Below are 16,584 nucleotides of genomic sequence, written 5' to 3'. Positions count from 1 at the left end.
GTGCAATATCGATTGGATCACCCATCATGGAAGAAGCGAATGGCCGGAAGCCGGCCAGAAATCTCCGCACCTTCGGCTTGATCGCTGTGACCGTCGTCGGCGCCATCTCCCTGGCCCTAATTTACCACTTCGGGGTATTCGACTCCGAGTCTCGAGGCCATATTAAGGCTGACAGCGTCTGCGAGAATTTGCACGACAGAAAGGGAGCCGCAGAGGTCTTCAACTCAGCGCTGCCCCAGTTCAGCAGCTACGACTTCCAGGAACAGCTGAACCCCCCAGCAGATTATTCCTACCGCAGCAATTGCGAAGTGTTGGGCAATCAAGATACGGCACTCCTGGATTTGACTGCGAACATGGCTTTCGCCGAAGCCTGGCAAAAATGGGAGAAAAAGGTAATCAAACCGCGTTCTCACGGCGAGATCACATACTTCGATGCTGGCATCAGAGGGGTCTCGTCATCCAACCTTGCGGGAATCTACGTGCCTTGCTACACACGTGAGAGGTCAAGCAAACAGGCACACAACCTCAATGTAATCGCGCTGGCAATCGAGCCTTTGCAAGGATCCGAAAAAACAAAGCGCCAGAAACTCATCGCCCTCGCACTGGACTACGCCCACACCGCCCACAAGCAAGCCAAGTGCGATCTCCCCTCCAAACTCCCGAACCGAGTACTCAGGTTGAACTCGTGATGTCCGCGCCCCGGTGACGTTCCTTGATCCCTGCGGTACGAGGGCTCTATGCGGTATGCGCAAGGGGGCGGACTGACGCCCGGCGAGCAGGAGAAGCGGGAACGGCTGCGGCTGGAGGCCGCCGAGCGGTTCGCTTCGCACGCGGTGAGAAGACCGAGGTCATCGCGAAGGCCGCCAGTCCCGAGGTCCGTCATCATTCCGCAGCGTTCGACGGGTCCGGTGTCCGTCGAGCGGCTCAGTGCCCGGCAATGGACACGGCTGGAGCAGGAGTTGAGGCGAGGCCCGCTGGCGCACGGCTGGGATGACGAGTTCCAGGGCTGGACGCTCAAGCGGGTGAAGCTGCTGATCGGGCGGACGTTCCACAGGGACGCCCGGCCGGGCGGCGGCTGCCCGGCGCGCCCTTGAGTCGTCGCGAGCTCTTCATGGCCTTCGGCCGATTCCTAAGACGGCAAGTACCACGGTCAGTAACCCGCCGAGCGAGCCCGCCGTACTTGCACTGTCTTGTTTGCCGATCACGACCAGGACTCCATTGACTCTTTGATAGATGACGTAGACGATCAATCCGTCCAGGCGCTGGCCCTAGGGCCTCTCGGCTGAGCGCGGCCCGGAGCGGGAAAAGCGCTATCGGCTCGCACCGTCCCCGTGGTGCGATGGACCCCATGATGTCCACCGACCGGATACTCGCCTTCGCCGCCATGTCGTTCCTGCTCATCGTGATTCCCGGGCCCAGCGTCCTGTTCGTGATCGGGCGGGCGTTGGCGCAGGGGCGTCGTGCCGCGTTGACCACCGTGGTGGGGAACACCGTCGGGGCGTACGTGCTCGTCGTGGCCGTCGCGCTCGGGGTCGGGTCCGTCGTCGAGCGTTCCGTCGTCGTCTTCACCGTGCTCAAGCTGGTGGGCGCCGCCTATCTGGTCTTCCTCGGTGTGAAAGCCGTGCGTCAACGCGCCTCGTTGCACTCGGCGTTCACGGGTGACGGGCCTGCTCACAGCGGCCTGCGTACGTTGTGGGAAGGGTTCGCCGTCGGTGTGGCCAATCCCAAGACCATCGTCTTCTTCGCCGCCGTGCTGCCGCAGTTCGTCGATCGCGGGCAGGGGCATGTGATGGCGCAGATGCTGTTGCTCGGCCTCGTCTTCAATGTCATCGCGGTGGCCTGCGACAGCGTGTGGGGGCTGGTGGCCGCCACCGCGCGCGGCTGGTTCGGGCGTTCGCCGCGGCGGCTCTCCATGGTCGGTGGGGCCGGTGGGGTCGCCATGATCGGGCTCGGCGTCAGCGTCGCCGCCACTGGGCGCACGGACTGACCTACCTCAGTATGAGGTGGGCGGTATGAGGTGGGCGGTATGAAGTGGGGGCGTAATTCGCTTGCGGGGTGCCGCCGTCGTCTCCCGAGAATGGCCCCCATGAGCCCCATGAGCCCCATGAGTCACGTCGAAACCAGCACCCCCGCACCCGCCTCCTGGACCATCGCCCCCGAAGAGGTCGACTCCCCTGTCGCCGCCGCACTCTGGCGCGCGTACTACACGGACGTCAGCGACCGTTACTACCTGCTCCATGAGGGACGTACGACGGCCCCCGAAGAGCTCGAGCGCGAGGTCGCCGCCGAGACGGGGGACGATCTCCGGGCGCCCACCGGAGTTCTACTAGTAGCCCGTTACGGGGGCGAGCCCGCCGGGACCGCCGGGGTGCGGCTCATGGGCCCGGCCGGAGGGGGCACCACCGCCGAGCTCAAGCGCGTCTTCCTCCGTGCGGACATGCGCGGCAAGGGCGGCGCCGGCCTCCTCCTCGCCGCAGCCGAGGATGCCGCCCGCGCGCTCGGTGCCGAGCAGATCATCCTCGACACTCGCCTCGATCTCGTCGAGGCCAGGGCTCTGTACGCGCGCCACGGCTACGAAGAGACCGCCCCCTTCACCGAGCGGATGTACGCCGAGGTCTGGTACGTCAAGAAGCTTGCCCCTGCGACTACGACTGCGACTGCGGCTGCGGCTGGTTGAACGTCGGTTTGCCGTTGTGCGGCCGTTCGGCGTCCGAGCCGCACATCTCGGCGCCCAGCTCCTCGACGAGTTTGACCAGGTCGGTGGGCCGGTCCGGGCCCCACCAGTCGCCGAGCAGCTCAGACAGCGACTGCTCGCGGGCCTTGGACAGGTCGGCGACGACCGCGCGGCCCTCGTCGGTCAGGGTCAGGCCCATCCCCTCGCGCCGCGCGAGCCTGCGCTCCTCGACCTGGCGGGACGCTGCCGTGATCACGTGCAGCGGCACGGCGCTCCGCTCGGCGAGCGTCGCCGGTTCGACGTGGCCGTGGCGGCTGATGCGCAGGAGGAGCCAGCTGGCGGCGGGCAGCAGGTCGTAGCCCGCGCGCTCGGTGATGCGTACGTAGATCTCGCGGCGGCCCTCCCGCGTGCCGAGGACCGAGAGGGCCCTCGCCACCTCGTCGTACGACGAACGCTCGACGGGATTGCTGGCGAGCGTCTGCGTCGGATCGGGCGCCGTGACCGAGCCACGCAGCTTGTCCTCCTTCAGGAACCAGGCCAGGAGGAAGGCGACAAGGGCCACCGGCGCCGCGTACAGGAAGACGTCCGTGATGGACGACGCGTACGCGTGTACGACGCCGGGGCGCAGAGAGGCGGGGAGTTCCGCGATGCCGCGCGGGTCGGACTTGAGGGAGTCCGCGCTGACGCCGGGCGGCAGTTGTCGGCCCGCGACCGCGTCGGAGAGGTTGGTCACCAGGCGGTTGGCGAAGATCGTGCCGAAGATGGCGACACCGAACGAGGCGCCGATCGAGCGGAAGAACGTCGCGCCGGACGTGGCGACGCCGAGATCCCCGTACGGGACCGCGTTCTGCACGATGAGCACCAGGACCTGCATGACCAGGCCGAGTCCGAAGCCGAAGACGAAGAAGTACGCGCTCATCTCGCCCGTGCCGCTGTTCTCGTTCAGCTGGTGCAGGAGGAGCAGGCCCAGGGCCGTGACTCCGGTGCCCGCGATCGGGAACACCTTCCAGCGGCCCGTACGGCTGACGATCTGGCCGGACGCGGTCGACGAGATCAGCATCCCGATCACCATCGGCAGCATGTGCACGCCCGACATCGTCGGCGAGACGCCCTGGACGACCTGGAGGAACGTCGGCAGATAGGTCATCGCACCGAACATCGCGAAGCCGACCACGAAGCTGATGATCGCGGAGAGCGTGAACGTCCTGACCCGGAACAGCTTCATCGGGATGACCGGTTCGGCCGCCCTGCGCTCGATGGACACGAAGGCCGCGGCGAGCGCGACTCCGAGCACCGCGAGGCCGATGATCTGCGGCGAATCCCAGTCCCAGGTGGTGCCGCCGAGCGAGGCGACGAGGACTAGGCAGGTGGCGACGGCCGCGATCAGGAAGGTGCCGAGGTAGTCGATGGTGTGCTTCTGCGAGCGCACCGGGATGTGCAGGGCCGCGGCGATGACGATGAGCGCGACGACGCCGATGGGCAGATTCACGTAGAAGACCCAGCGCCAGCTGAGATGCTCGGTGAAGAGGCCGCCGAGCAGCGGTCCGAGGACGCTCGTCGCGCCGAAGACCGCGCCGAACAGGCCCTGGTACTTGCCTCGTTCACGCGGCGAGACGATGTCGCCGACGATCGCCATCGACAGGACCATCAGGCCACCGCCGCCGATTCCCTGGAGCGCTCGGAAACCGATGAGCTGCGGCATGTTCTGTGCCATGCCGCAGAGCGCCGAGCTGACCAGGAAGATCACGATGGCCAGCTGGAACAGCTTCTTGCGGCCGTACTGATCGCCGAGCTTGCCCCAGAGCGGCGTCGCGGCCGTCGCGGCGAGGAGGTACGCCGTGACGACCCAGGACAGGTGCTCCATGCCGCCGAGCTCGCTGACGATGGTCGGCAGTGCGGTCGAGACGATGGTCTGGTCGAGGGCGGCGAGCAACATGCCGAGCAGGAGCGCGCCGATGGAGACCAGTACGCCGCCGTGCGCGTGCTCGTCCGGCGGTCCGGGGACGGGATCGGGCTCCGCTCCCATGGGGCGGGCGCTGACGTCCTGCGTCATGGACACCTCCTGAGGGGCGCCTCCTGGGGGGCACCTGCGTGCGCCTCCTGCGTGCCCTGCGGGGCCTCTCCCTCTCCATCCTGGTCCGTGTGACCCGTTATGGCCTGTTGAAGCGGGGCCCGGATACGTGAGGGTCTGCATAATCGCTGGAGTTCTCTGGAGTTCTCTAGAGTTCTCTAGGGGTGGGGTGCGACGGGTGGGCGGCGAGGAAAGACGTGAGGATGGCGCGACGGGTGGCGCGAAGGACGGCTCGGAGGGTGGCGCGAAGGACGGCTCGGAGGGTGGCCGGGGCGGTCAGCTGTGTCCTGAATGCGGTACGTCGCGGGATGCGGGCAGCGCGCCTGCCTGCGGCTGTACGGAGCGGGCCGCCGATGCGGCGCGGGACGCGAGGTCCGCGGACGCCGCCGCCGCAGAGGACTTCGATCCACTGCGGATCCGGCCGTATGTGACGCTGCCCGAGCCTGGGCCTCCGGCCGGGGAGGCGATGGAGGCGGTGGAGGCGGTGGCGGTGGTGGCGGCGGCCGGGACGGGGGCGGAGGAATCCGCGGCCGTTTCCCCGTCGGCGCCGGTGGCCCCGGCACTGCCCCCGCCCCCGCCCGCTCCCCCTCACTCGTACGACGACGAACCGGAACCGCGGCGCGGTCGGCGCGGTCGTATCGGCCTGTACGCGGGCGTCAGCGCGGTGGCCGTGGTGGCAGTGGCCGTCGTGGTGCTCGCGGCGGTCCTGCTCGCGCCCGACAAACCGCAGCGGGATCAGTCGCTGCCGGACGTGCCGACGCGTGTGGTGCACACCCCGTCCGACACAGACACCGGCAGCGAGTCGGCGACGGCTTCCCGGTCGCCCTCCGCGGCACACAAGGCGAGCCCGCCCCCGTCCCCGTCCCTCTCACGCACGGTCTCGGCCAAGCCGGGCCCCACCCCGTCACCGATCCGCTCGACGGCACGGGCGACGGGTTCGGTGGAGTCGGCGTCACCGTCGATCGGCGGCGTACTGAGCCAGGGCGACAGAGGCCCGGAGGTCACGGAGCTCCAACAACGCCTGCAACAGCTGTATCTGTACGTGGACGAGGCCGACGGCATCTACGACACCCCGGTCGCGGACGCGGTGGCCCGCTACCAGTACGCCCGGGGGACGCAGAGAGACGGAGAGGGGGTCTACGGGGAGGAGACGCGGGCGGCGCTGGAAGCGGAGACTTCGGAGCCGCGATAGCCGCCTCGTTGTCCCGCCATGCCGCTGTAGGCAGGCGTCAACATGCAGGTTCAGCCGAACGTCAGCCGAAGCGCCCCGTCCCCGTCAACGGAAACCCGCACCTGCGTCAAGTCATCGACCTGCACAGTGGGCCCGAACTCCGCCGCACGAGGGCCGACCCCCACCACCCGCATCCCCGCAGCAAGCCCCGCCGCGATCCCCGCCCCGGAGTCCTCGAAAACAACGCAGTCCGCGGGGTCAAACCCCAGCTCAGCGGCCCCCTTGAGGAAACCCTCGGGGTCAGGCTTGCTCGCGCCCACGTTCTCCGCGGTGACGCGCACCGCGGGCAGCGGCAGACCCGCCGCGGCCATCCGCCCCGTGGACAACGGCACATCGGCGGACGTCACGAGAGCGTGCGGAAGCCCCTCGAGCGACGCCAGGAAAGCAGCGGCCCCCCGCACCGGAACGACACCCTCCATGTCAGCCGTCTCCGCGGCCAGCATCTCGCGGTTCTCCGCGTAGTTCTCCTCCATGGACCGCTCAGGCAGCAGCACCGCCATGGAGGCGTACCCCTGCCGCCCGTGGACGACCTTGATGACCTCGTCGAAGTCGAGCCCGTGCCGCTCGGCCCAGACCCGCCAGCAGCGCTCGACCACCGCGTCGGAGTTGACGAGGGTCCCGTCCATGTCCAGGAGAAGGGCTCGGGCGGTCAGAACAGAGGCAGTCTCAGCCGTCATCGACGTACTCCAGAGCGCAGAAGGAGATGCAGAGGGATATGAAGAGGGAGGTTCCGCGGAGGAAGAGTCAAGGCGGCTCCGCCCGCCGGTCAGGGAACACGGGCGGAGCCACTTTGTTCCTCCACGATACAAAAAGGGGGCACCAGACGCCAACACCGCAGGTCACACCCACCGCGAGGCCCCGGCCAGAGAGAGCCAGGCAGAGCCAGACAGACCCAGACGCCTCAAGCAATCGCCTCGTACAAGCTCCACACCCCGAGCCCCAGCATCAGCAGCGCCGCGACCTTCGTGATGAGCGCAAGCGGCACCCGCTTCATCAGGGCCTTGCCGCCCACGATGCCGAGCCCGGCGACCGCCCACAGCGCGAGCACCGCGCCGAGGCCCACGGAGAGCGGGTCGTCGTAACGGGCGGCCAGGTTCGCGGTCATGATCTGCGTCAGATCACCGAACTCGGCGACCAGGATCAGCATGAAGCCCGCGCCGGAGACCTTCCAGAAGCTCTGATCCTTGGGCTCACGGACGTCCTCCTCGTCCTCGCCGCCCTTGAGCAGCAGCACCGCCGCGCCTCCGAGGAAGAGCACGCCGGTCAGGGCATGCAGGAGCTGCTGCGGCAGGAGCGTCAGTACGCTGCCCGCCGCCACGGCGAGCACGACATGGACGACGAAGGCGGCCGCCACTCCGACGAAGACGTACGAGGCGCGGTAGCGCGTCCCGAGGACGAGCCCGGCCAGCGCTGTCTTGTCCGGGAGTTCGGCAAGGAAGACGACGCCGAAGACGACCGCCATCACGCTGAAGCTGATCAAGGTTCCTCAATCGGTCGGGGCTGCCCCACCGAGAGTCATCTGTACTTCACGTACGACACCTCGGCACGGCAGCGCACACAGACGTACAAGGGCATGTATGTCACGGACGCACACAGGTGTGTACGTCAGGCACTGCTTGCCGAAGGTCTCGCTGGCCGACCACGTCGATGACGAGGCCTGCCTCCGGGCGCCGGCTCAGCGAGCTGAGCAGTATGTCGACGGTCCGGCGAAGAGCTACTCCCCTTCTGCGCCATCCATCGTACGGGACGCCCCGGCGGCCCGGACCAGGGTCTTTCGGCCCTCTGGAAAGTGACCCGGACCACACCCCCAGGCTGAACTCCGTGGACATTCGGACGCCCGTTCGTCAACTCTCATACAGATGAATGGACATGACACAGCGCCAGAACCCTTGAACTGACCACCCGATTGACGCGACCCTGTCACCTGACGCACACCCGCAGGAAACCCCACCGCGTCAGCATGGCCGCTCCAACGGCCAACATCCCCCCACACCCAGGGAGTTCGTATGTCCGCTGTCTACGCGCGTCGACGTCTCGCCACCCTCACCGCCCTGACCGCCCTCGCCTCCGCCGCGACCTTCCTCACCGGCGCCCCCGCCCAGGCCGCTCCCCCGGAGCCGGTCTCCGCCGCCACCGCCCGCACCTACCTGGGCCAGCTCACGGAGAAGGCCGAGGGCTCGTCCGACGGCTACAGCCGTGAGAAGTTCCCGCACTGGATCACGCAGTCCGGCGCCTGCAACACCCGCGAGGTCGTCCTCAAGCGCGACGGCACGGACGTCCAGCAGGACTCCAGCTGCGCGGCCACATCGGGCACCTGGAAGTCCCCCTACGACGGCGGCACCTGGACCGCGTCGGGTGATGTCGACATCGACCACGTCGTCCCGCTCTCCGAGGCCTGGAAGTCCGGCGCGAGCGCCTGGACCACCGCCCAGAGGCAGGGTTTCGCCAACGACCTGACCCGCCCCCAGCTGATCGCCGTCACCGACAACGTCAACCAGAGCAAGGGCGACCAGGACCCGGCGAAGTGGCTGCCGCCCACCGCGTCGTACCACTGCATGTACGCGCGGATGTGGGTGGACGTGAAGCACCACTACAGCCTCACGGTGAACCCGGAGGAGAAGAGCAAGCTGTCCTCGATCCTCAACGGCTGCTGAGCAACGGCTGCTGAGCAACGGCTGCTGAGGAACGGCTGCTGAGCAACGGCTGCTGAGGAACGGCTGCTGAGGAACGGCTGCTGAGGCCACGAGCCGCTCACCGACCGGTAACCGAGGGCTGAGGTCACCAGGCTGTAACCAGCGGGAATCCGCGGAACCTCGCCACCGCCCTCCGTCGTTCCGTACCGTACGGGGCGACGGAGGGGAGTGATCATCGTGGCACGGCTGCGCCTGGGTCCACTGCTGAGGTATGTCGACGGTTCGGCGGCGACGGTCTGGGTCGAGACCGACCGGCCCTGCACCGCCGAGGTGCGGTGCGCGGACGGCGCCAAAGGCACGGCGAACACCTTCCAGGTGGCGGGCCATCACTACGCGCTCATCCCGGTCACGGGACTGCGGCCGGGCGCGGAGACCGCGTACGAGGTGCGGCTCGGCGACAGCGGCGCCCCCGTGTGGCCGCTGCCCGACTCGCCCTTCCCGCCGAGCACCATCCGCACGCCGGGCGGGGGCGACGACGAGGCGCTCCGGGTCACCTTCGGGTCCTGCCGCTGGGCGGCACCGCCGAGCGGGGAGCACGACCCCGTCGGGCCCGACGCCCTCGACACCCTCGCCGCGAGGATCGCCACCGGCACGGCCGCCGACCGCCCCGACGTCCTGCTCCTCCTGGGCGACCAGGTGTACGCGGACAACACCTCCGCCGCGACGCGCCGCTGGCTCGCGGCACGGCGGAACCTGAGCGACCCGCCGGGCGACCAGGTCGCGGACTACGAGGAGTACACCCACCTCTACTACGAATCGTGGCTCGACCCCGAGGTGCGGTGGCTGCTCTCCACCGTGCCCAGCTGCATGATCTTCGACGACCACGACGTCATCGACGACTGGAACACCAGCGCGGCCTGGCTCGCCGAGATGCGCGCGACACCCTGGTGGCGCGAGCGCGTGCTGAGCGGCCTGATGTCGTACTGGGTCTACCAGCACCTCGGCAATCTGCCGCCCGCCGAGCTCGAGCGGGACGAGTTGTACGCCGCGCTGTGCGCTTCGCCGGACGGCACGGACGAGCTGCGCGCCTTCGCCGCCGCGTCGGACGCCGACCCGACCGCGACCCGGTGGAGCTACCGCCGGGACTTCGGGCGCGTACGCCTGCTCATGATCGATACGCGGGCCGCGCGCGTCCTGGACGAGCAGGACCGCAGGATGATCGACCCGGACGAGGCGCGCTGGCTGCGCGAGCAGGCCCTGGAGGGTGCGGGGGGTCCGGACGGCTGCGACCACCTCCTGATCGGCACGTCACTGCCCTGGCTCCTTCCCCACCTCATCCATGACGCCGAGGGCTGGAACGCCGCGCTGTGCCGTGGCGAGCGCGGCGAGCGCTGGGCCCGTTTCGGCGAGAATCTGCGCAGGCGCTCGGACCTGGAGCACTGGGCGGCGTTCCCCTCGTCCTTCGACGCGCTCACCGACCTGATCGCCGAAGCGGGCACGGGGGCGGGAGCCCCCGCGACGGTGTGCGTGCTGTCCGGCGACGTCCACCACGCGTACATCGCGGAACCGAGCTGGCCGGGGGGCGGCGGCCCGGACTCGCGTGTCCTGCAACTGACCTGCTCCCCCGTCCACAACTCCATTCCTACGTCGATAAAGCTGGGTTTCCACTTCGGCTGGAGCAGGGTGGGCCGGGCCCTCGGCCGCCGCTTCGTACGGCACGGCAGGGTGACGCGTGCCGCCATCAACTGGCGCAGAACGGGCGGCCCGTGGTTCGGCAACCAGCTCATGACGCTGACGCTGCGGGGCCGTTCGGCCGGCGTGCGGCTTGAGCAGGTGCGGGTGGTGAAGGGGGTCGGGGAGCGCCTCGAGACGACGCAGGAGTCGCGCCTTTCGTGAGGTCCTTATGCGCCCGTTTACGTGAGGACTTATGAGCCCGTTTTCGTGAGGTCCTTATGCGCCCGCTTACGTGAGGTCCTTATGCGCCCGCTTACGTAAGGTCCTTATGCGCCCGCTTACGTAAGGTCCTTATGCGCCCGTAGCGCTCATAACTTCCCGGTAGTTCCCATAGTCCCGCAAAGGCGACCGGCGCCCCCCGCACCCCACGTGACGCACCCCACACCCCGGTGGTGATCCTCCGCTCCGGGGTTCGACTTCCGGCCTTCCGGCGGCATGATGAAGCGGACCGTCCGCTTCCAGCACCCCCCACGCCCGGGAGTCACGCCTTTGTCCGCACCATCCGCAGCGACCGCACCGGAACATGACGTTGCTGTCGCCGTCGTCGGCGCGGGGCCCCGCGGCACAAGTGTCCTGGAACGCCTCTGCGCATCGGCCGCCGAACTCCTGCCGCCCGCGGCACGGCTGACGGTCCACGTCGTCGACCCCTCGCCCCCGGGACCGGGACGCGTCTGGCGGACCGCCCAGCCTGCCGAACTGCTCATGAACACGGTCGCCTCCCAGGTGACCCTCTTCACCGACGAGAGCGTCGACTGCGCGGGGCCGATCCGGCCGGGGCCGAGCCTGTACACGTGGGCCGCCGCCGGTCACGCGCCGGAGCTCGGCCCGGACGACTATCCGACGCGTGCCTGTTACGGCCGCTATCTGGAGTGGGTCTTCACCGAGACCCTGCGCGGCGCCCCCGGCACGGTCCGGGTGGAGGTGCACGCGGCGCGCGCCGTGCGGCTCGACTCCGCGGACGGTTCGGGCGACGGCGACCAGACCCTCGTACTCGACAGCGACCGTGCACTCACCGGGCTCAGCGCGGTCGTCCTCGCACAGGGTCACCTCCCGGCGGTCGGCGACGCGGGGCAGGAGCACCTCACCTCGCACGCCGCGCGGCACGGCCTGCGCCACATACCGCCCGCCAACCCCGCCGACGTCGACCTCTCAGCCATCGCCCCCGGCGAGCGCGTCCTGCTGCGCGGCCTCGGCCTGAACTTCTTCGACCACATGGCGCTCCTGACGAGGGGCCGTGGCGGACGCTTCACTCTCGCCGCCCCGGGGGGCGGCCTGCGCTACCAGCCCTCCGGACGCGAGCCGAAGCTGTACGCCGGGTCGCGGCGCGGCATCCCCTACCAAGCGCGCGGCGACAACGCGAAGGGCGCGTACGGACGGCACGAGCCGCTCCTCCTCACCCCCGATGTCATAGCCCGGTTCCGCAAACGCGCGGAGAGCGGTGACGCTCCGGACTTCCTCGACGAGATATGGCCGCTGGTCGCGAAGGAGGTGGAGACGGTGTACTACACGGCTCTCGTCCAACCCTCCGGGCGGGCAAGGGATTTCCGCGAGAAATTCCGGTGCGCCTTCCTCGCCGCGCCGCACCACACTCTCCAAGAGGCCCTGGTCCTGGACCGGTTCGGGCTGCCCGAGACCGCCCGCTGGTCCTGGGACCGGCTTGCGCGGCCGTACTCCGGCCGCACCTTCCGCTCACCTGACGACTTCCGGGCCTGGCTGCTCACGTACCTGCGCGAGGACACCGCGCAGGCCGCGCTCGGCAATGTCGCGAGTCCGCTGAAGTCCGCCCTCGACGTGCTGCGCGACCTGCGCAACGAACTCCGCGGAATCGTCGACCACGGCGGCCTGACCGGCGCGTCGAGGCGCGATCACCTGGACCGCTGGTACACGCCGCTCAACGCCTTCCTGTCGATCGGCCCGCCCCGGCGCCGCATCGAGGAGATGACGGCGCTGATCGAGGCGGGCGTCGTCGAGGTGCTCGGCCCACGTCTCGATGTGCGTCCCGCCCCGGACGGGGGGTATCTCGCGCACTCCCCCGATGTGCCGGGGTCGGATGTGCGCGTCACCACACTCATCGAGGCGCGGCTCCCCGAACCGGACGTGCGGCGCACCGCGGACGAGCTGCTCGGGCGGCTCCTGAGGACGGGGCAGTGCCGCGCCCACACAGTCGACGGCCACGAAACCGGAGGAGTCGACGTCACACCACGCCCTTACCACCTGATCGACCGTCAAGGCCGCGTCCAGACAAAGCGGTTCGCATTCGGAGTGCCCACGGAGGGCGTGCACTGGGTGACCGCGGCAGGGGCCAGGCCCGGCGTCGACTCCGTGACCTTGTCGGATGCGGACGCCGTGGCGCGGGCCGTGCTGCGGACGGCGGCGGGAGCGCTGGAGACCCCTCCGGCAACTCCGGCAAGGGGAGCAACTCCTTCCGCGAGTGAGGTGGAATCTCCCGCGAGGGAAGTGGAATCTCCGGATTGGCCAGATGTTGAACTTGCAAGCATCGATTAGGTTCCCCTAACCTTGGGCCTCCGCTCGGTTACCGTCCCCCCAGCCGAAGGAGTCCCCACCATGACTGGACGTCTCAACAGCGCCCAGCCCTACGCCCTCGGGCTTTTCCGTATCGTCATCGGCCTGCTCTTCGCCTGCCACGGCGCCGCTTCGCTCTTCGGAGTGCTCGGTGGCGCGGCGGGCGGCGGCACGATCGACGCCGGCACCTGGCCCGGCTGGTACGCGGCCGTCATCCAGCTGGTCGGCGGCACCCTGGTCGCCCTCGGCCTCGGCACCCGTGCCGCGGCGTTCATCTCGTCGGGCTCGATGGCGTACGCCTACTTCAAGGTGCACCAGCCGGAAGCGCTGTGGCCGATGCAGAACGGCGGAGAGGCCTCGGCGATCTTCTGCTGGGCCATGCTCCTGCTCGTCTTCACCGGTTCGGGCGCACTCGGCGTCGACCGGCTCTTCGCATCGCGCGGCGAGCGCGAGGCGAAGGCGGCGCCGGAGCGGACTCCGGTGGCTGCCTGACGAGTACTGCCCCGAATGTGACGGTGCCCCTTTCCTCGTACGCGTACGAGGAAAGGGGCACCGTCACATTCACGCTCACGCTCAACACTCAAGGGCTACATCCAGCAAGGGCTTCATTCAGCCGCTGGGAACGAACGGAACCGTGAAGCACGCCACCCGGTCCCCGGCGCCGCCCTGCTCGCGGTGCAGCACGACGGATCCGGCCCCGCCCTTCCTGAACTCCCAGTCATGGCGGGCGCTCGCCGTGCCCGAGCCGTCCGGGCCCGCGGTGAAGTCCAGCCACACCTCGTTGTCCGGATTGACGTAGGCGGGGTCCTTCGACGGCTGGACCGGGTCCTTGTGATCCTGGTAGTGCCCGCCCGCCGCGGCCGGATCGGCGCCGCACGGCTTCTGATGCACATGGGCGCCGTACGCGTGGCCCGGCTTCATGCCCTTCACCCGGACAGTGACGGACATGTCCCCGGGTCGGCCGCGCTGCACGACCTGGATCCAGGAGGCCGCGGGGACGAGCCTCTTGTCGTACGTGATCGCCGATGAGGGGATGAAGGCCGTGGGCGGCGCGAACCGCGCCTCGGTCCGTACCCAGTAACAAGGTTCCCCGTCGCCGCCTGCCACGCCGCCGCCCGCGGCGAGCACCGCCGTCGCCACGGCCCCGGCGAGCATTCCTGCCACCATCGCCCCGCTCCTTCCGTAGTGTCCGTTGACTCTGCTGGTGACTCCGTTCGTACGGGACTTCGGCGCCGTACGCCGCGTCGAAGGCGGCAGCCGGGTGAACGTGATGTAGCGAACAAATGAGCCCCCTGTGGATCTCCGGCGGAGAGCGCCGCGTACGCTGTACAGCTGTCACCAAGCCGCCCCTGCCGCTCCCCCGCGACGTCGCGGCAGTCAAGTCGTCGACCGGGGAGTTACGGGGAACTTCGGTGCAGATGAGTCTGGGCGCGCTGACCAGCAGCCCATGGATCTACGCGGTAGTGGCACTGTCCGTGCTCTTCGACATCGTCCTGCCGGTACTGCCGAGCGGCGTCCTCGTCATCACGGCAGCCACCGCGGCGGCCGCGGCGGGAACAGGTGCGGGGAGCGTCCCGCACGAGGTCCCCGACATCCTGATCCTCATGCTCTGCGCGGCCACCGCATCGGTGCTCGGCGATCTCGCCGTCTACCGCCTCGCCTGGCGCGGCGGCGAGCGCCTCGACCGCGCCATCGCCCGCTCGCGCCGCCTGACCACCGCGCAGGAACGACTCGGCACGGCGCTCTCCCGGGGCGGCGGTGCTCTCGTCGTCATCGCGCGCTTCGCCCCCGCGGGCCGCTCGATCGTCTCGCTCGCGGCGGGCGCGGCGCACCGCAAGGTGCGTGAGTTCCTACCCTGGTCGGCGCTCGCGGGCGTGGCCTGGGCCGGGTACAGCGTGGCGCTCGGCTACTTCGGCGGGCAGTGGCTCGGCGCTACGTGGCTGGCCACGGGCGTCTCACTGCTCGCGCTGTTCGCGGCGGGCGCGGGCGCGGCGTTCCTGGTGCGACGGCCTCGTACGGCTGCGAACTAGGCATCTAGCCGTCTGGGCGTGTTGGCGCCTGGGCGTGTTGGCGCCTGGGCGTGTTGGCGTCTAGACGGCAGGCGCCTTCGCGGCGGGCTGCTCGGCAGCCTGCGACTTGGCGCCACGCACCTCGATTCCGGCGAGCAGTTCGGCGGTGGCTTCGGCGACGGCGTCCACGGCGCGGTCGAAGACCTCTCGGTTGTGCGCGGCCGGGGCGCGGAATCCCGAGACCTTGCGCACGTACTGAAGCGCGGCGGCCCGGATCTCCTCCTCGGTGGCGTCCTCGGGGATGGCGGGCGGACGGAGCGTCTTGATGCTGCGGCACATGCTTACAGCTTGCCGCGTATGAGGCGCGGGCGGGAAGTCGTCACGCCCCCGAGAGTTCCCCCGCGCCCCTGAAGCGCCCTGAAGTTCCCCGATGCCCCCGAAGTTCCCCCCACATCAGGCGTGGCGGCTCTCGCCCTCGAAAATCGAACAGGAGTACCATTACCGCGTGCCTGCAACCCCTGCATACGACTTCCCGAGCGACCTCCTAGCGGGTCAGGAGGAACTGCACCAGGTCCGGGCGGAACTCCTCGCCCTGCTGAAGCGGCTCCCCTGGTCGGTCGAGCCCCTCGACGGCTTCAGCGACGACCACGGCTGGCGCAAGGTGGAGCGCCCCGCATCGCCGGGCTGGACCCCCGACGAACAGGCGGAGGTGGAGAAACTCCGCGATCGGGAACGGGAGTTGGCGGTGTTCGTCACCTGTCATCGCTTCTGGGATCAGGTGGCGGGCCCGGACGCCGTGGCGGCTCGCGCGCGGCTGAAACACGTACACGAGAAAGCCATTGACACGGAGTGACGGCGGGCGTTGACTCCCTCTACGCCGAGGAGGTGCTGCCATGAATGTTCTCTTGGTCGTCCTGGTCCTTGCACTGGTCAGCCTGGGTTTCACCCAGCCACTCCTGTGGCTGGCCGCCGCGGCGCTCGTCTTCTTCATGGTCCAGCAGCACGACCGCAGGGGCTCGGGCAAGAGCAGCGGAAGCGGCGGAGGCGGAAGTGCCGGTGCTGGAGGTGCCGCTGGGGGCGGTGGAGCCGGCGGAGGCGGCGGCGGTGGAGGCGGCGGCGGCTTCCCCAAGACCTACCGCGACTACCGCCTCCGTAAGGAACGCCAGGAGCGCTGGGACCGCAGGTACCGCAGGACGCATCCGGGCTCGGGGCGCTGAGGACGAGCGCCGCGCCACCCGGTACGACTAGTCAGCATTTCGGGTGACACGGCGCTTACCTGCGCGAACGGTGGGGATTGAGGTCATGCACAACGCATCGACCACCCCCGGGAGCCCACGCACATGCGCCTCACAACCGCCGCAGTCACCGCCGCCCTCGCGGCCGTCCTGACCGCGGTCGCCCCCTCGGCCACCGCCGAATCCCACGTCGCCACGCCCCCCGGCCGGGTCTGCTTCTGGTCCCAGCCCGGCATGATGGGCCAGTCCTGGTGCTACGGCCCGCCCGGCTACGCGGAGGCGGAGAACGGCACGCAACGCCAAGCCCACTCCTTCGAGTCGCGTTACAACGGCACTGTCTACGCCATCAGTTACGGCTCCGGAAGCAGCTGCGTCTACCGGGAGATCCGCTCGGACGACTACGACGAGGACTGGTCCTGGGCCACAAAGCTGGACGGTGTCAGCCACGAAACCATGGGCTGCGAACCGGGCTGA

Annotated in this window: 18 protein-coding genes; 13 read left to right on the top strand and 5 right to left on the bottom strand. The window is 69.3% G+C overall.

Going from position 1 to position 16,584, the window contains the following annotated elements; all coding sequences use genetic code 11:
• Positions 1-26 precede the first annotated feature (26 nt).
• From ACGFSB_RS03620 to ACGFSB_RS03605, 4 genes are all read left to right on the top strand, one after another.
• Positions 27-689, top strand: coding sequence for a hypothetical protein (locus ACGFSB_RS03620; RefSeq protein ID WP_393393398.1), 663 nt, complete (start codon positions 27-29; stop codon positions 687-689).
• 219 nt (positions 690-908) lie between these two features.
• The gene (locus tag ACGFSB_RS03615; RefSeq protein ID WP_393393395.1) at positions 909-1,094 is read left to right on the top strand and encodes a hypothetical protein; all 186 of its coding nucleotides are present in this window, start codon (positions 909-911) and stop codon (positions 1,092-1,094) included.
• 245 nt (positions 1,095-1,339) lie between these two features.
• Positions 1,340-1,987 (top strand): LysE family translocator, encoded by a 648-nt coding sequence (locus ACGFSB_RS03610; RefSeq protein ID WP_393393392.1) that lies wholly within the window; start codon positions 1,340-1,342, stop codon positions 1,985-1,987.
• A 117-nt stretch (positions 1,988-2,104) separates the two neighbouring features.
• Entirely contained in the window at positions 2,105-2,677 is a 573-nt protein-coding gene (locus ACGFSB_RS03605) for a GNAT family N-acetyltransferase (RefSeq protein WP_393393389.1), read from the top strand.
• Here ACGFSB_RS03605 and ACGFSB_RS03600 read toward each other — a convergent pair.
• Positions 2,646-4,700 carry a DHA2 family efflux MFS transporter permease subunit gene (locus tag ACGFSB_RS03600; protein ID WP_393393828.1) on the bottom strand — a complete coding sequence of 685 codons (2,055 nt, stop codon included), beginning with the start codon at positions 4,698-4,700 and terminating at the stop codon, positions 2,646-2,648. The genes ACGFSB_RS03605 and ACGFSB_RS03600 overlap by 32 nt on opposite strands.
• A gap of 223 nt (positions 4,701-4,923) precedes the next feature.
• Between ACGFSB_RS03600 and ACGFSB_RS03595 the strand changes: the two genes are divergently transcribed.
• Positions 4,924-5,937 carry a peptidoglycan-binding protein gene (locus ACGFSB_RS03595; RefSeq protein ID WP_393393387.1) on the top strand — a complete coding sequence of 338 codons (1,014 nt, stop codon included), beginning with the start codon at positions 4,924-4,926 and terminating at the stop codon, positions 5,935-5,937.
• A 50-nt stretch (positions 5,938-5,987) separates the two neighbouring features.
• On the opposite strand, the gene ACGFSB_RS03590 is transcribed toward ACGFSB_RS03595, so the two are convergent.
• A complete protein-coding gene (locus tag ACGFSB_RS03590; protein ID WP_393393385.1) occupies positions 5,988-6,653 on the bottom strand; it encodes an HAD-IA family hydrolase in 666 nt (221 codons plus the stop codon).
• A 224-nt stretch (positions 6,654-6,877) separates the two neighbouring features.
• Positions 6,878-7,456 carry a TMEM165/GDT1 family protein gene (locus ACGFSB_RS03585; RefSeq protein ID WP_393393383.1) on the bottom strand — a complete coding sequence of 193 codons (579 nt, stop codon included), beginning with the start codon at positions 7,454-7,456 and terminating at the stop codon, positions 6,878-6,880.
• A gap of 526 nt (positions 7,457-7,982) precedes the next feature.
• Between ACGFSB_RS03585 and ACGFSB_RS03580 the strand changes: the two genes are divergently transcribed.
• From ACGFSB_RS03580 to ACGFSB_RS03565, 4 genes are all read left to right on the top strand, one after another.
• On the top strand, positions 7,983-8,630 hold the full coding sequence (locus tag ACGFSB_RS03580) for an HNH endonuclease family protein (protein ID WP_393393380.1): 648 nt from the start codon (positions 7,983-7,985) through the stop codon (positions 8,628-8,630).
• A gap of 216 nt (positions 8,631-8,846) precedes the next feature.
• Positions 8,847-10,505 carry an alkaline phosphatase D family protein gene (locus ACGFSB_RS03575; protein WP_393393378.1) on the top strand — a complete coding sequence of 553 codons (1,659 nt, stop codon included), beginning with the start codon at positions 8,847-8,849 and terminating at the stop codon, positions 10,503-10,505.
• 276 nt (positions 10,506-10,781) lie between these two features.
• Positions 10,782-12,848, top strand: a complete 2,067-nt coding sequence (locus ACGFSB_RS03570) for an FAD/NAD(P)-binding protein (RefSeq protein ID WP_393393825.1) — start codon at positions 10,782-10,784, stop codon at positions 12,846-12,848.
• 60 nt (positions 12,849-12,908) lie between these two features.
• On the top strand, positions 12,909-13,358 hold the full coding sequence (locus ACGFSB_RS03565) for a DoxX family protein (protein WP_393393376.1): 450 nt from the start codon (positions 12,909-12,911) through the stop codon (positions 13,356-13,358).
• Between the two features lie 117 nt (positions 13,359-13,475).
• On the opposite strand, the gene ACGFSB_RS03560 is transcribed toward ACGFSB_RS03565, so the two are convergent.
• Entirely contained in the window at positions 13,476-14,033 is a 558-nt protein-coding gene (locus tag ACGFSB_RS03560; protein WP_393393374.1) for a superoxide dismutase family protein, read from the bottom strand.
• Positions 14,034-14,284: 251 nt separating this feature from the next.
• Between ACGFSB_RS03560 and ACGFSB_RS03555 the strand changes: the two genes are divergently transcribed.
• A complete protein-coding gene (locus ACGFSB_RS03555) occupies positions 14,285-14,896 on the top strand; it encodes a DedA family protein (RefSeq protein WP_393393823.1) in 612 nt (203 codons plus the stop codon).
• 60 nt (positions 14,897-14,956) lie between these two features.
• Here the strand turns inward: ACGFSB_RS03555 and ACGFSB_RS03550 are convergent, their stop codons facing one another.
• Complete coding sequence (locus ACGFSB_RS03550; protein WP_393393371.1) at positions 14,957-15,214, bottom strand: DUF2277 domain-containing protein; 258 nt, start codon at positions 15,212-15,214, stop codon at positions 14,957-14,959.
• 166 nt (positions 15,215-15,380) lie between these two features.
• Here ACGFSB_RS03550 and ACGFSB_RS03545 point away from each other — a divergent pair, with 166 nt between their 5' ends.
• The 3 genes from ACGFSB_RS03545 to ACGFSB_RS03535 all read left to right on the top strand — a co-directional run bounded on the left by ACGFSB_RS03545 (position 15,381) and on the right by ACGFSB_RS03535 (position 16,584).
• Positions 15,381-15,728: a hypothetical protein gene (locus tag ACGFSB_RS03545; RefSeq protein ID WP_393393368.1), complete on the top strand. Its 348-nt coding sequence runs from the start codon at positions 15,381-15,383 to the stop codon at positions 15,726-15,728.
• A 40-nt stretch (positions 15,729-15,768) separates the two neighbouring features.
• Entirely contained in the window at positions 15,769-16,092 is a 324-nt protein-coding gene (locus ACGFSB_RS03540) for a hypothetical protein (protein WP_393393365.1), read from the top strand.
• Positions 16,093-16,215: 123 nt separating this feature from the next.
• Entirely contained in the window at positions 16,216-16,584 is a 369-nt protein-coding gene (locus ACGFSB_RS03535; protein WP_393393362.1) for a hypothetical protein, read from the top strand.

The sequence above is a fragment of the Streptomyces sp. NPDC048441 genome (genome assembly GCF_043200235.1).
Lineage (GTDB): Bacteria > Actinomycetota > Actinomycetes > Streptomycetales > Streptomycetaceae > Streptomyces.
The sequence above is the reverse complement of the archived record's forward strand: the minus strand, read 5'-3'. Positions and strand labels throughout refer to the sequence as shown.